The 13,157-nt window shown below is 58.6% G+C and carries 25 protein-coding genes and 1 tRNA gene; 19 read left to right on the top strand and 7 right to left on the bottom strand.

What is annotated here, in order from left to right:
* Positions 1–6: 6 nt before the first annotated feature.
* The 5 genes from BVG79_RS05355 to BVG79_RS05340 form a co-directional block, all read right to left on the bottom strand.
* Positions 7–393 (bottom strand): helix-turn-helix domain-containing protein, encoded by a 387-nt coding sequence (locus BVG79_RS05355; protein ID WP_085785978.1) that lies wholly within the window; start codon positions 391–393, stop codon positions 7–9.
* Positions 390–782, bottom strand: a complete 393-nt coding sequence (locus tag BVG79_RS05350) for a VRR-NUC domain-containing protein (protein WP_085785977.1) — start codon at positions 780–782, stop codon at positions 390–392. The genes BVG79_RS05355 and BVG79_RS05350 overlap by 4 nt, the downstream gene beginning before the upstream one ends.
* 272 nt (positions 783–1,054) lie before the next feature.
* Positions 1,055–1,228: a hypothetical protein gene (locus BVG79_RS13475; protein WP_157115630.1), complete on the bottom strand. Its 174-nt coding sequence runs from the start codon at positions 1,226–1,228 to the stop codon at positions 1,055–1,057.
* 220 nt (positions 1,229–1,448) lie between these two features.
* A complete protein-coding gene (locus tag BVG79_RS05345) occupies positions 1,449–1,712 on the bottom strand; it encodes a hypothetical protein (protein ID WP_085785976.1) in 264 nt (87 codons plus the stop codon).
* Positions 1,713–1,786: 74 nt separating this feature from the next.
* On the bottom strand, positions 1,787–2,005 hold the full coding sequence (locus BVG79_RS05340) for a hypothetical protein (RefSeq protein ID WP_157115629.1): 219 nt from the start codon (positions 2,003–2,005) through the stop codon (positions 1,787–1,789).
* A gap of 87 nt (positions 2,006–2,092) precedes the next feature.
* Between BVG79_RS05340 and BVG79_RS05335 the strand changes: the two genes are divergently transcribed.
* A complete protein-coding gene (locus tag BVG79_RS05335) occupies positions 2,093–2,713 on the top strand; it encodes a helix-turn-helix transcriptional regulator (RefSeq protein WP_198167892.1) in 621 nt (206 codons plus the stop codon).
* On the opposite strand, the gene BVG79_RS13890 is transcribed toward BVG79_RS05335, so the two are convergent.
* On the bottom strand, positions 2,714–3,334 hold the full coding sequence (locus tag BVG79_RS13890; protein ID WP_418268950.1) for a type VI secretion system-associated protein TagO: 621 nt from the start codon (positions 3,332–3,334) through the stop codon (positions 2,714–2,716).
* A gap of 547 nt (positions 3,335–3,881) precedes the next feature.
* Between BVG79_RS13890 and BVG79_RS05325 the strand changes: the two genes are divergently transcribed.
* From BVG79_RS05325 to BVG79_RS05240, 18 genes are all read left to right on the top strand, one after another.
* On the top strand, positions 3,882–4,589 hold the full coding sequence (locus BVG79_RS05325; protein WP_198167891.1) for an outer membrane protein: 708 nt from the start codon (positions 3,882–3,884) through the stop codon (positions 4,587–4,589).
* Positions 4,590–4,714: 125 nt separating this feature from the next.
* A complete protein-coding gene (locus BVG79_RS13470; protein ID WP_157115628.1) occupies positions 4,715–5,308 on the top strand; it encodes a hypothetical protein in 594 nt (197 codons plus the stop codon).
* Positions 5,309–5,498: 190 nt separating this feature from the next.
* Positions 5,499–5,735 (top strand): hypothetical protein, encoded by a 237-nt coding sequence (locus tag BVG79_RS05310; protein ID WP_157115627.1) that lies wholly within the window; start codon positions 5,499–5,501, stop codon positions 5,733–5,735.
* Positions 5,736–5,830: 95 nt separating this feature from the next.
* The gene (locus BVG79_RS05305; protein WP_085785968.1) at positions 5,831–6,034 is read left to right on the top strand and encodes a hypothetical protein; all 204 of its coding nucleotides are present in this window, start codon (positions 5,831–5,833) and stop codon (positions 6,032–6,034) included.
* Positions 6,031–6,168: a hypothetical protein gene (locus tag BVG79_RS13465; protein ID WP_157115626.1), complete on the top strand. Its 138-nt coding sequence runs from the start codon at positions 6,031–6,033 to the stop codon at positions 6,166–6,168. Before BVG79_RS05305 ends, BVG79_RS13465 begins: the two co-directional genes overlap by 4 nt.
* A 166-nt stretch (positions 6,169–6,334) precedes the next feature.
* A complete protein-coding gene (locus tag BVG79_RS05300; protein ID WP_085785967.1) occupies positions 6,335–6,976 on the top strand; it encodes an ERF family protein in 642 nt (213 codons plus the stop codon).
* A gap of 11 nt (positions 6,977–6,987) precedes the next feature.
* Entirely contained in the window at positions 6,988–7,680 is a 693-nt protein-coding gene (locus BVG79_RS05295; RefSeq protein WP_085785966.1) for a hypothetical protein, read from the top strand.
* Positions 7,680–8,138: a single-stranded DNA-binding protein gene (gene ssb, locus BVG79_RS05290; protein ID WP_085785965.1), complete on the top strand. Its 459-nt coding sequence runs from the start codon at positions 7,680–7,682 to the stop codon at positions 8,136–8,138. Before BVG79_RS05295 ends, ssb begins: the two co-directional genes overlap by 1 nt.
* The gene (locus BVG79_RS05285; RefSeq protein WP_085785964.1) at positions 8,138–8,350 is read left to right on the top strand and encodes a hypothetical protein; all 213 of its coding nucleotides are present in this window, start codon (positions 8,138–8,140) and stop codon (positions 8,348–8,350) included. Before ssb ends, BVG79_RS05285 begins: the two co-directional genes overlap by 1 nt.
* Positions 8,351–8,352: 2 nt before the next feature.
* Positions 8,353–8,736: a recombination protein NinB gene (locus tag BVG79_RS05280; RefSeq protein ID WP_085785963.1), complete on the top strand. Its 384-nt coding sequence runs from the start codon at positions 8,353–8,355 to the stop codon at positions 8,734–8,736.
* Positions 8,737–8,917: 181 nt separating this feature from the next.
* The gene (locus BVG79_RS05275; RefSeq protein WP_085785962.1) at positions 8,918–9,310 is read left to right on the top strand and encodes a DUF968 domain-containing protein; all 393 of its coding nucleotides are present in this window, start codon (positions 8,918–8,920) and stop codon (positions 9,308–9,310) included.
* An 11-nt stretch (positions 9,311–9,321) separates the two neighbouring features.
* Positions 9,322–9,681: a hypothetical protein gene (locus BVG79_RS05270; RefSeq protein WP_085785961.1), complete on the top strand. Its 360-nt coding sequence runs from the start codon at positions 9,322–9,324 to the stop codon at positions 9,679–9,681.
* Complete coding sequence (locus BVG79_RS05265) at positions 9,678–10,097, top strand: hypothetical protein (RefSeq protein ID WP_085785960.1); 420 nt, start codon at positions 9,678–9,680, stop codon at positions 10,095–10,097. The genes BVG79_RS05270 and BVG79_RS05265 overlap by 4 nt, the downstream gene beginning before the upstream one ends.
* A complete protein-coding gene (locus tag BVG79_RS05260) occupies positions 10,097–10,504 on the top strand; it encodes an HNH endonuclease (RefSeq protein WP_085785959.1) in 408 nt (135 codons plus the stop codon). The genes BVG79_RS05265 and BVG79_RS05260 overlap by 1 nt, the downstream gene beginning before the upstream one ends.
* Positions 10,504–11,205 carry a hypothetical protein gene (locus tag BVG79_RS05255; protein ID WP_085785958.1) on the top strand — a complete coding sequence of 234 codons (702 nt, stop codon included), beginning with the start codon at positions 10,504–10,506 and terminating at the stop codon, positions 11,203–11,205. The genes BVG79_RS05260 and BVG79_RS05255 overlap by 1 nt, the downstream gene beginning before the upstream one ends.
* Positions 11,206–11,398: 193 nt before the next feature.
* A complete protein-coding gene (locus tag BVG79_RS05250) occupies positions 11,399–11,761 on the top strand; it encodes a hypothetical protein (RefSeq protein WP_085785957.1) in 363 nt (120 codons plus the stop codon).
* Entirely contained in the window at positions 11,761–11,976 is a 216-nt protein-coding gene (locus BVG79_RS05245; protein ID WP_085785956.1) for a helix-turn-helix domain-containing protein, read from the top strand. Before BVG79_RS05250 ends, BVG79_RS05245 begins: the two co-directional genes overlap by 1 nt.
* 62 nt (positions 11,977–12,038) lie before the next feature.
* On the top strand, positions 12,039–13,025 hold the full coding sequence (locus tag BVG79_RS05240; protein ID WP_198167890.1) for a site-specific integrase: 987 nt from the start codon (positions 12,039–12,041) through the stop codon (positions 13,023–13,025).
* Between the two features lie 31 nt (positions 13,026–13,056).
* Here the strand turns inward: BVG79_RS05240 and BVG79_RS05235 are convergent.
* Positions 13,057–13,133: transfer RNA gene (locus BVG79_RS05235), tRNA-Arg, on the bottom strand.
* Between the last annotated feature and the right edge of the window lie 24 nt (positions 13,134–13,157).

Here is a 13,157-nt window from a genome sequence, read left to right as displayed (position 1 = left end):
GACGGTTCAATGATGGTTCTTGACGGTTTGGGTGAACGTGGTTCGGGGGTTTTCGGAACGTGGTTCGGGGGGTGGTGAACGTGGTTCGGGGTGAACGTCATTCGGGGGTGAACACGGTTCAGGGGTTTTGCCCGCATCAGGATTGATGATGTATAGGTTAGAACCGGCGCGTCCCGCGTTCTGAACCACCGTCACAAAGCCCTTTTCAATCAGCCGAGCGATGACCTTTTGGACACCTCGATCAGACATCTTGGTGCGCTTGCAGAGGCGCGCGATTGAAGGGTAGCAGCGCCCTTCATCGTCGGCGTGATCGGCCAGCGCGATCAGGACGAGGCATTCAGACGCATCGATCCCTTCGGCCTCCCAGATCGCAGACATGATCTTGACGCTCATGGCACCATCTCCCCCTCAGGCATTGTCTCGCGCGTGGGGATGCCCCAGCGCGCCAGAGCGGCCCGCACATCGTCAACACTGCGCACCACAGCACAGCGGTAGTTCAGGCGCTCCAGATCGGCATGGAGCGCCTTTTGGATGGGCGTCGGATAGTTGCCGTCGGCCTTGACCTCGAAGAACAGCGGTCCGTGGAAAGTGAAGGCCACGAGGTCGGGAAAGCCCGAGGTCATCCCCAGGTGCTTATGCTTGGCCACCTGCCGCGCAGCCGCGGGGCCGGACAACCCAAGCTCATTCGGGCTGTGGTGGATGACCGGATTGCCGAACAGCACGGCGCGCAGATACGCCAGCACAGCCAGATGCACCGCCCGCTCGGGGGATTGCCGCGTCATAGCCCTGCCTCCCGTATGGCCTGCAGCTCTCGCGCAAGGCGCAGGTGCGTGCCTTCATAGGTCGAGGCGTCCTTGTGTGCTCGGCGCTGTTGATGGGCGCGGCGGGCGATGCACGCCTGTAACCGCGTCTCGGCGGGCAAAGGCGTCGGCCTCGTGCTGCTTGCAATGGGCAAGGCTGCCACGCTTGCCCGCCGGTAGCTGCGACAAGAGACCGGGCAGCCGAAGCGCGAAAGGCGTGAGTACGCCACAGACAAAACATCGGCGATCATAGCTCATTCCCGATATGTGAAGGTCTGGGAAAACTCGGAGCCAAACAGCCCGTCGCCGACGGGCACCAGCTTGCTCTGCAGCTTCCGATAGGCAGGAGCCGAAACGACAAGTCCGGCGTCGATCAGTCCGTAGGTCGTCTTTTCAGACTGCTTGCGCGGGTCAGCGTTGGTGATCATCAATCGATCCCCCCCAGCAGCAGGCCGCGCGCACGTTGAAAACCGATAGCCATAGCTTACTCCCCTGTGTCGCCCTGCCCCGACTTCAAGGGCTTGGATGCGTTTCCCGAAAACTTTCCGTAGCGACGGGCTGCACGCGCAGCCCACCATTCCCCAGCCGCGCCGAGGTGAAGCGCAATGGTGAGTTCCAATGCGCAAAGCGTAGAAATGGCCCGTCTGATCATGCGGCACCCGCAAGCGCATCGATGGCAAAGGCCCGCGTCTCGGGGTTGCGCAGCAGCCAGCCGACACCCCAGCCTTGCGGCGCGTTACGGCCGTCGAACCAATTTTCCGCCGTCGAGGGGTCAACCCCGAAAAACACGGCAGCCTCCGCCGGCGTCTCGAAGTTCTCGGTCATGATCCGCTGCCATACCGCGTTGAAGTGCTGGCGATAGCTCAGCACCTCCAGCTTGTGCGTGCGGGCGGAAATCTTTCGTGGGGACATTCCGGAAGCTCCCATTGCATGTTGATCCCGTGCAGTGGGTTCAACTTGAGATGTGGAAGGACGGTGCGAGGCGGTCATTTGGCCGCATCGCTTTGTTGCGTGGCCAGCCGGATCGCGGTTTCTCGCTTAAGCGCGTCCTTGATCTTTCTGACAGTAGGAACCTGAAACGGACGGTCGGCGCGCAAACGCTCCAACAGCCGTCCGTTCTTGGCCAAAATGATACCTACGCGATGCTCGGAAAGCCCTGTCGCATCGCGGAATGCCTCAATGTCGGAGAGAAGTTTTTGTTCCATAATCGAAGCTATACACGCTATCGCGTGCATTGCAATACACGCTATAACGTTCAAGCGTGCATTTTTCTGGTGTGCTAGAAAATGCTGATGGAAAACACCTGGTTCAACCGCCTCGAGGAGGCCATTCGGTCTGATGACCGCAGCATGCGCGAAATCAGCCTCGCCGCAGGCAAAGGCCCAAATTACGTTCAGCAGCTTTTGAAAAACAAAAAGCACCCCGGCGCGGGCAACCTGACCAAGCTCATAGAGATCTTAGGACTGAACGCCGGAGACTTAGGGGAAGATGAAACCGCCATTATCGCCGTCCCCGGCCGCGTCGGCGCTGGTGATGAGGTGTTCCTCACAGATGACCACGCCAAAGGTGACGGCCTCTATCACATCCAATGCCCGCCTATGCTGTCGCCGCACGGGATCGTGGCCGTGGAAGTTCAGGGCAGCAGCATGGAGCCGAACTTCTTTGACGGCGATGTGCTGTTCTACACCCGCATGACGGCTGACGGCGTGCCCACAGAAGCGATCGGCAAGCGCGTCGTGGCAGAGACATCCGACGGGCGCGCATGGGTCAAGCAGCTCAAGCCCGGCACGGCGCCTGGGCTTTTCCATCTGCTATCGCTGAACCCGACCGGCGCGAACATGCACGATGTTCAGGTCAAGTGGGCCGCGCCGGTGCGGCTCCACCTGCCGAAAGAGTTTGTGAAAAAGGCCTAGTCAAATCGACCAATTGCAGGCGCTTGCAACTTGTCCCGCGTGCCTCCGAAGCCCAGAGATATCGAACGAAAACTCCAGCCCATTTGAAGAGTAGCTGTTGAAGGACACAACTAGCTGATCCTTATCAAGGAGGCCCTTTATGAACTCGATAGAGGGGCCGCCTGACCTTGATATCAAGCCGTCACTTCCGTTGACCTCGTTCATCCACAGATTCCTAACGGGACCATCGTCAAGTTTAAAGCGCACATTCTGCGCATCACTTATGTATTGATTAAACATCAGCAAAACCGCAGTTCGGTTCTCGAAGCACCGTAAGTACAAACTAGCGCGTTCTGGCCTTCCGATTGAATTTCCTCGAGTGTTAAGACTTTCCAACGAGAGAAAAACGTCGGTTCTGTTATCTAACATGGATCCTCGCGAAGAAACGCGCCACTGATCCCCCGACACTTCATCATCGCCGGCCGCCGGCTCAGGGCTAATGGCCTGAGTCGAAGATACTGGCGGTTCATATTTTGTGACCGCGTCGTAGCAAAGCAACCGCTCCGTGTCGGTTGTTCGATGATGGCAGGTTGCTGGATTTGTATTTTGAGCAAGAGTTATATTGGGTGCAATGGCAAACATCGAAATTGAAAAGCTGATGGAAAGTAGTTTTCGCATAAGAAACCTCACGATTCTGTGTTCTTATGCTACGATCAGCTCTAACACCTGTGAAGGTGCGAAGATGATTTACCCACAGGATTTTTGACCGCGGGGAAAGAAGCGGCGGATCGACAGGTGAAGTGCAACCGTTCTCCCTGCCGAGAGATTTTGTGAACAAGGTAGCGAATCATTAACAATCTGGCGCACCATTAACCCATTGTTCATTTGGAATAGATCATGCGTTTTTTCATCATCGCAGTTTTTGCATTGGCCAGCTACATAGCCGCCCTAGCGCACAACGCCGAGGCTCACGGCGGCGGCTGCCGGAAGTCATCGCCACCCGGCCAGTGCTGCCATGCTGACAATAGCAATGGCGGTCGTGTTCACTGTCATTAGCACTTAAGCCGGAAGTAAAATGTGGCGAAAAAGTAACGCGATTAACAAATCTACCATACGTCATCTTTCACCTCATCGTGCAGCTAAAAATATAGGCAATAGTGAAACACCAAACACAAAATGGAGTTTGACTATGCGCTATCTGTATATCGCAGCTTTACTCGCATCGACTTCAGCTTTTGCGGCAAATGCAGGTGGTCTGGCCACGCCAGTCATCGAGCCCGTAGTAGCCCCAGTTGTCGTTGTTCAGCCCGCAGCTGCGCCGACCACTTGGCAGGGTGGATATTTGGGCTTGAACGCCAGTTACGGTGACTCATCGTTGGATGCAGTCGACCCCTATGCCTCGGCACTTTCATCTGCTGGGTTGGGAAAGAGCATCGCCGAGCTTGACGGTGGAAATTACGCTGTTCGCGGTGGTTTCGACTGGCAGTCGAACAGTTGGATTTTCGGCATAGGCGCCGAATATAACTTCGGCGAGTATAAAGGAAATCTGACAGACGCATTTGCAACCGCCGCAGGGATTAATGCAGACGTAGAACTAAACAGCGTCACTACCGCATTTTTCCGAGCAGGTTACACCTTCAACGCAAATACTGCCCTTTATGGGCTGCTAGGTTACACTTGGGCCACCGGCGAAGCGACAGTGTCCGGAGTGACGGAAAGCGAGGATTTCGAAGGAGTCACCTACGGCATAGGTCTTGAGCACAAATTCAGTTCAAATTGGTCGGTGTATGGCGAATATGCATATACTGATCTTGGCGAGCTAAGTGACCCCACCATCGGCGATCTCGCAGAAGTAGACCTTGGGCAGATAAAAATTGGCGTGAACTTCCGGTTCTAAACGCTGCTTCAGTTAGGTAGAGAGCCCCGCCCTAACCGGCGGGGTTTTTCTTTACGCTTTACGCTATCCAATTTCGCCATGATGGTGTTTTCAGGACTTTCAAGCTCGATAACAAAGGGTCAGTGATGACTTTGACCGACATTGCTGCTTGGGGCGGATTGGCTTTAGGCGTGATCAACACTGCCTATCTAGCCGTTCGATGGCGCTTCGATCGAGGAAATATCGAGCCTGAGATCGTTGTGGATGCCAGCAGCACATACCTCGTTCGTGATCGCATCGAAAATGACGGAAATTGGATACCCGTTGAGATTATAGCAAGAAACCTCGACACCTACGGTAGAACCTTGACCGAAATCCAGTGCACCCTGCCTCACGGGGCTTTCATCTGCGAAGAGCCTCATAGGATCGCATCCTTTGCAAATGATGAATTATACTTCAAGGGCCAGCCAGCGGATGACCGAAGCTCTCGCATCACTGTGGACGTTGATCTTCCTCCGACCGGATCGAAGTCAAACCAGAACCCGCCATCAGGTGGAATTCGTATCCATATCTTCCTCTTTGCTCCGAATGACCCGTCGCCCGCGCTTGCTTCGACCTGGGGAAAAGTCACCCTACGCGCCAAAGTCATCTCGCGTTCGCGCTTGCGGCGCACGAAGTGGCGCAGATCTAGCGCCACCATCAAACATGTGTTGGCAACCCCGAGCGATATACCAAGATAAGCCGCTATCTCTGTCAGATTTACCAACCGCCCCTCCTCCATCATCTCCCCTGATTCTCGCACACCTCAGAGGGTGAGGCAAGAATGTGCACGCTATCGCGTGTTTTTAGTGTTGCAATGCACGCTTTGGCGTGTATATTGCCTTCATCACCAGCGCGACACATGAGCCGCTGGCCCAGATGGAGGTTCCCATGTTCGACGCCCGTTACACCCCACGCCTGACCGAGTTTTCCGCCGAGATCGAGACCATCGTGCCCGTCACCGCGCACTTTGAGACCACGGGCCGCACCGAACACGAAACCGCCCGCTTGGTCGGCATCAGCGTAGCTGGCCGCTACTTCCCCTCCTCCGACTTTGGCGGCTTCGCCCCTGCCTTCATCGCGGAATGCCGCGACGAGGCCGAACGCGCCGAAGCCCGCGCAATCTAACCCATTCCCCGCCGCAATCCCCCGCTGTCTCGGGCGCGGCGCAACTGGCGGGAGGCGAGCGAAAGCCCCTCCCGTCCCCTTCAAGGATTCCTGCAATGATACATCGCTACATCAAGGCCGGTGAAATTGCGCAGACCATCGCGAACGAAGCCCACCTCGTCAAAATGATGGACGGGCTGCCCAACGGCTACGCCACCATGGCAAAGGCCAGCATCGATGACGCGTTCCACCGCCTCGCCACCACCCTCGGCTATAAGGTCGAGGCCATCGGCGCGCCCGCTCTGGTGGCCGCAGAATGACCAGCGTCCAGCAAGCCAAGGCGATCATCAGCAGCCGGATCGGGAAGCCCATCAACGCGCGGCTGATTGATCTGCCCTCTGACCTTCGCTCGGCCGTCAAGATGTTGGCCCGCCAACTGACGAGGCAGCAATGACCCGCGACCCTCTCGATTTGATCGCCTGCGGGCTGATCATTCTGGTGGTGCTGTTCATCGCCATGAACCTCGGCCCCGTCCTTTCCTACGCCCGCAGCCTCGCGCCCTAGCACGGGCCGCACATGGCCTGCTCGGCTGAACCCGTAACCAAGTGTGAGATGCCACGATGAACGATATGATGCCCGTCACTGGCGAGAAGACCGCCGTTCATGCCAACGTCTATGCCGCCCTTGCAGCTGCGCAGGCCGAGATGGGCAAAGCCCTGAAGTCTTCGAGCAATCCCCATTTTCGCAGCAAGTACGCTGATTTGGGTGCGGTCATGGATGCGTGCCTGCCCGCGTTGAACAGCCACGGCATCGCAGTCTTTCAGCCCGCGCTGACGATCGGCGACGACCGCTATATTCGCACGGTGCTGGCGCACGGCGAAAGCGGCACCACCATCGAATGCGATGTGCCACTGATCGTGTCGAAAAACGACATGCAGGGATATGGCTCTGCCGTCACCTACGCCCGCCGCTACGGCCTGATGGCAATGGCAGGCATCGCACCCGAGGACGACGACGGGAACGCAGCAGCATCCGCCGCCCCGAAGCAAGCATCGCGTCAGGCGGCACCGGCCAGCACCGGCCCCACCGCTATGGATGTTGCCTGCGATAGCTTGGGCAAGGCCGCGACCATGGAGCAGTTGCAAGCGGTGTTCAGTGGGCTGCCGATCAGTGTGCGGGGCGATCCGCGTGTGGTTGCTGCCAAAGACGCAGCGAAAGCGCGACTGAGCAGCGGCTTGGTCGATGATGAAATTCCCTACTGAGGCCTGAACGAATGAACGCACTTGCATCAGTCGGGCATAACAACCCACCCGACCCCATCGAAGAAATCTGCGGCCAGTACGAAAGCTGGCGCATCGAGGCAGAAAACTGGCTGGATGGATCGCCGGTCGAAACCGAAAGCCAAATGAATGCCGTTGATGAATTGCGGCAGTCGATGCGCGAATGGCGCTTGAAACTGGAGGCGGGTCAGAAATCCGCCACCGCCCCGCTATACGATGCCTACAAGGCAGAGGGCGCGCGCTGGAAACCAACCATCGAGGACGCCAAGCGGATCGAAGCTGGACTTGTCTCGGTGGTGAACGGCTTCAAGCAAAAGCTGGCAGCGGAAAAAGCCGAAGCCGAGCGCCAAGCCCGCGCCGAGGCCGACCGCAAAATGCGTGAAGCCCAAGAAGCTGCTGCGCGCGCCAATGCAGCCGACATTGAGGCACAACGGGCCGCCGCCGCTGCGCAGCACGAGGCAGAGATCGCCGCAGCACAAGCCGCAAAGGCAGGCAAAGACAGGGTGAAGGGGCTGCGCACCGTGACGCGCTACGAGGTCACGGATCACCGCTCCTTGCTCAACTTCATCGCGCGAAATGATCGCGATGCCATCACCGCATTTATCGACGACTGGGCCCGTCGCAACCACACCACAACCCAAAATGCAGACGGCCTCCGCGTCTGGCAGGAAAAGGAAGCTTTCTAATGGCTGGCTCGGTCAACAAGGTCATCCTGATTGGCAACTTGGGCCGCGACCCCGAGGTCCGCAATTTCCCCAATGGCGGCAAGGTCGTGAACCTGCGCATCGCGACCAGCGAGACATGGCGCGACAAATCCAGCGGCGAACGCAAAGAGCGCACCGAATGGCACAGCGTTGCCATTTTCTCGGAACCGCTGGGCGTCATCGCGGAGAAATACCTGCGCAAGGGTAGCAAGGTCTATCTGGAAGGCCAGCTGGAAACCCGCAAGTGGCAAGACCAGTCCGGCGCTGACCGTTACAGCACCGAGGTCGCCCTGCGCCCGTTCAACAGCACCCTCACGCTGCTGGACGGCCGAGACGGCAGCGATAACGGCGCGGGCGAGCAGTCGCAGCAAAGCCAAGGCGGATACGCTGGCGGCAGCTACAGCGACGACGAAATACCTTTTGCCGCGCAGGTGCTGTGATGCCCCGCGTGACCCCGCCGCTCAACATCAAGGACGCCCTGCATCGCGCCATGTCGGTGCTCGGCATCCCAGACATCGACGCTGACGCCGAAACCGTCGAGGCGGTGATCGGCCACGCCTGCGCCCTGCTCAACCCCGCCGATCCGGCTGCGGTGCGCGCCTCGGTCTGGGCGATCTGGCGCAAGCACTTCACCATCGCAGCGCCGGTGTAGCCATGCAGACCGTCTGGCTCACATCGGCTTACGCCCGCCGCAGCGCGCATGACCTGATCGACAAGGCCCCTGCTGGCTGCGTCGTGACGGTGCGCGAGGCTAAGCGGACGACAGACCAGAACGCCAAGCTTTGGGCCATGCTGTCGGACATCAGCCGCGCAAAGCCTGAGGGCCGCGTGCACGCCCCCGAAGTTTGGAAGGCCGCCATCATGTCGGCCCTCGGCCACGAAATCATCTGGCAGCCGGGCATCGACAACGCCCCGCCGTTCCCCGCGGGCTTTCGCTCGTCTCGGCTGTCGAAATCGCAATTCGCGGATCTGATCACCTTCGCGCAAGAATACGGCGACAGGCACGGCGTCCGCTGGACCAATGAGGCGACGGAATGATGCACTGGAACCCCGCCACCCGCATCTCGGCACCGGCCTGCGCGATGTGCGACGGCAAGCACCGCTACCAAACACCCCAGCAGGCATGGCGCAGCCTCATGCGACTGCCGCGCCGCGCGCGGGGCCTGATGAACACGTATCGCTGTGGCGTGTGCGGCGGATACCACCTTGGAGGAAAGGGATGAACCTGACCGGCCAGCCCGTCCGCCAGAAGCAAGGCCGCGCACCGAAAGCCCCGCGCAAAGCCCTACCGCCCCGCAGCCCAAAGCGAGAGGCCTACATGCGCAGTAAGGAGCGCAAGGCCGCACAGAAGCACATGGCCGCCGTGGCTCAACTGCCGTGCCTCGTCTGCGGCTGCTACGGCGTCGAGGTGCACCACGAGGGCAAGCCCCGCAGCGACTGGAACGTCCTGCCGCTGTGCCCGCGCCACCACCGGCGCGAGTTCGGCCCGACCGCCTACCACTACAGCCCGAAGGCCTTCTACGCCGCCCACGGCCCCAGCAAGGCCCTGCTTGATCGGGTCGCACAGCAACTCCGCGCGCTTGAGGATGACTGCCTCGCCGCATCGTTTTGAAAGGTAACGGAATGAACCGATACACAGACCCCCACACCGCCCGCGAAATCGAGCAGGCCGAGCCAGATCACGGCCCCCGCTTCATCAAGATTGCTGCGTCAGATTTGCGCGTCATTGAAGGCACCGCCGAAATTCTCGGGATGACCCCCGAGGAATTGTGCGCGGGGATCATCCGAACATACGCCCGTGAAATTGAGGCGCGGAAAGATGGAGATGTCGCAGAAAAGCCGAAGTCGAAAGCATGGGCGTTCATCGGCAATGCCGCCACATTCTTGGCAATTTTCGGAACGGCCTTCGTAGTGTTCGATACGTGGATGCAATCGAGGGCGGCTGCTGACTTCATGTATCGCCTGCTGGAGATTGTGGAATGACCATCCCCAACCTAACCCCCGAACACCTGCAATCGCTGCTGGATGGCGCGACAGAGGGACCTTGGCGCCTGCACGACTGCGAAAGCTATGACGGGAGGACGACGACACACTATCAGGAGGTGTGGAGCGGAAACCTAGATGTGATCGTGGCAGAAGTGTTCAGGGCGAATAATGACGGTGGGCGTGGGAACATGCGCCTCATCGCCCTTGCCCCCGACCTAGCCCGCCGCGTGATCGAGTTGGAGGCGGATGCCGCCCGCATTCGCGCTGAACTGGCTGGGGAGCGGGCTAACGCGGACGCGATGGCAGCCGCTTTAAGCGATTGCGGCACCTATTTTGGTGGTCATAGCGGTGTGGGTGTCAGGGTCGATAGCGCCCTCGCTGCCCACACCAATCTGCGCGAAGGGGTGAAGTGATGAACTCCGACGAAGTCTGGACAGGCTCGAAAAAACAAAAAGAACAGTTGCGCGCACGGTTTGATGGCCGGTGCGGGTATTGCGGTGAAGTTATGGAGAGGATGCACGCCGATCACATTAAGCCCGTGATGCGCATCACCACCGACATCTACGGGCGGGCACTACCGGCCAGCGAGCAGAGGATGATGAACCCCGAGCGCAATGTGGTGTCGAACATGATGCCCGCGTGCGGCCCCTGCAACATCAGAAAGGGCGGATCGTCTCTTGAGGGATGGCGAGATTTGTTAACGCGGTCGGCTGCTATCGTGTCGCGTGAGAAATCCATATTTCGGGCTGCTGTCCGGTTTGGCATCGTGACCATCCACGATGCCCCAGTTGTTTTTCACTTTGAGAAAGTGGGTGCCTGATGGAGAACCATCCAATAACAGAAATCGTCAGCGTTGTGTCGCTGCAAGCCGAAATCGCCCGCCTGACTGCCGAACGCGACACAGCCCTCAAGTGGTGCGAGGCTCACAAGAAGGCAGAGTATGCGGCCCATGATGCAGCCCGCCTAGCCCTTTCACAACGCGACACAGCCCGCGCAGAGACGGGTCGAGCCAAGGAATACGCCACATCTCTTGCCGTCTGCCTGCACAAAACCCACTATGAGACAGACGCACCGGATTGGCAGCCGTTTGAAGACCTACTTGGGGTGTTGACCCAGATCGACAACATGACGGCAGGCCTATCGCATGTCACCGCCACCGCTGCCCTTGAACAGGTGAAGCGTGACGCCCGCAACGAGGCGCTGCTTGAGGCGGCGGCAGTTGAGGTGGAAACTGGTCGGGTTCCCGGAGAGAAAGTTCGAGTGCCGTGGTCGTGGCGTCAAGCCATCCTCGCCCTGACCCCCGCCGACGCGACCGCAGCACTGGAAGAACAGAAGCGGCTGGCGTGGAATGAGGGGGTAGAGGCTACCCTCAATAGCAAGGGTCAAATGTGGTTCGGCTATGACATGGGAACGGGCGAGCCAGATGGGACATATTGCTCTGAAAACCCAAATGATGGGTCACAACTGTTCATATCAGCAGACGCCATCCACGCCCTGCTCAAGCCGAAGGGGGAAGCGTGATGACTGAATTTGACCGATATTCAAACGTGGGGGCGGAATGCCCCCATTGTGGATACATGAACCAAGCAAGAGACAGCGACGGGTTCCTATACGACGAGGGCGTCGGAGAGTATGAATGCGGAGAGTGCGAAAGTGTCTTTCTTGTGTCGGCCAATAACAGTTGGACATGGCAGACATCTAAGGGGGAAGCGTGATGACTACTAACGCACCCGAACGAATTACCGTAGCGCGAAAGATTGGCACGGGCACCCGCGATGTGATGTGTCAGGAGCGCACCATGTCTATGGGGTATGTGGAAGCCGTGGAATACATCCGCGCCGACATTGCCCGCAAGGTCAAGCCGCTGGCTTGGACTGATGTCAGTGTATCTGTAACAGGCGTCCGCTCCCAATCAGCCAGAACGTCTATTGGGAAATACTACTGTGACGATGACGGCTGGTATTTCTCAGGCATGAAGGATCATTGGATCAATGCGGACAGCTTTGAAGCCGCCAAAGCCGCAGCCCAAGCCGACTTCGAGGCGCGGATACTGTCGGCGCTGGAAGGGGGTGAGTGATGGCCGAACTGCACTATCCACCGCGATTACTCGGGGCAAGCGAGGCAGCGCGTTATCTCGGAGTAAGCATCAGCACCCTGAGCGACATGGGGCTGCCGCGCCGAATGATTGGCACGCGGCGGCTATACGATCGGTCTGACCTCGATGCACTTGCCGACACACTGCCAACTGACAAAGACACGAGTGAGAACACATGCGACGTGGTATTCGGCTAACAGACATCAAGGTAGTCACAAAGCCGAATGGCAAGCGCTACGTATACAGGCGGGTTGCGGGAATGCTGGTGCCACTACCTGACCTTCCCGAGAACCACCCCACATTCCTGAAAGCCTATGCCGAGGCCGGAAACGCAAAGCCCAAAGGACGGCAGCCGGAGGGAACTATCGCAGCGCTGATCGTCGCCTATCTTGGCTCCCCCGAATATAAGCGCATGGCAACTAGCACTCAGGCAACTTGGCGTAGAACGCTTGATCGTATCAGCGAACAACGCGGACAGGCGTTGGTTAAGCACCTTCGCATCGACCATCTACGCAAGGACATTCGAGCGTTCACGCCCGGCGCGCAGCAGAACAGGATCAAGGCGTGGCGCAGCATCCTGAAGTTTGCAGTCGAGGAAGGCCAAATCGCTAGCGATCCGTCATTCGGCCTGAAAGCGCAGATCGGCGAAGTAAGACCCCATCGCCAATGGACGCAATCCGAGATCGAAACGTTTAGATCGCAGTGGCCGATGACAACAGCCGAGCGGCGCGCATTCGAGGTGATCTACTGGACGGGCGCGCGCTGCGTGGATGCCGTGAGGCTCGGGTGGCAGATGGTTGGTCAAGACGGTTGGCTGCGCTTCGTTCAAGCAAAGACAGATGGCCCCGCCACCTGCCCTGTTCGGCACCTTCCAACTTGGGCAGAAGCAATGTCGACCGATCACGCCCAATTTCTGGTTGCTCTGCCGCAGACCGGAATGATCTGGATAGCCAAAGGCAATGGCGCAGCGCGTAGCGTCAAGGCCCTTTCACAGTGGGTCAGCAAGTCAGCAAAATCCGCAGGACTGCCCGACGACTGCACCGCCCACGGACTGCGAAAAGCCCGCGCTGCGGCACTGGCGGAAGCTGGTGCAACATCTTCACAGATCGGCGCTTGGACGGGCCATGCAAGCCTTTCCGAGATCAGCCATTACACCAAACAGGCCGACCAGATGAAAATCTTGTCGATGGAACGAAACGAGAAAGCTGGAAACCGAAGTCAAATAGTTTCCAAAACGGACACCTAAGCATCTGTATAACATACATATTTTAAGGATTTGGCGCACCCGACAGGATTCGAACCTGTGACCTTCGCCTTCGGAGGGCGACACTCTATCCAGCTGAGCTACGGGTGCATGCTCATCATCTATAGTCGCAGC

This window comes from Ketogulonicigenium robustum (assembly GCF_002117445.1).
GTDB lineage: Bacteria > Pseudomonadota > Alphaproteobacteria > Rhodobacterales > Rhodobacteraceae > Ketogulonicigenium > Ketogulonicigenium robustum.
Note: the sequence above shows the minus strand (reverse complement) of the source record. Positions and strands in the feature narration are given on the sequence as shown.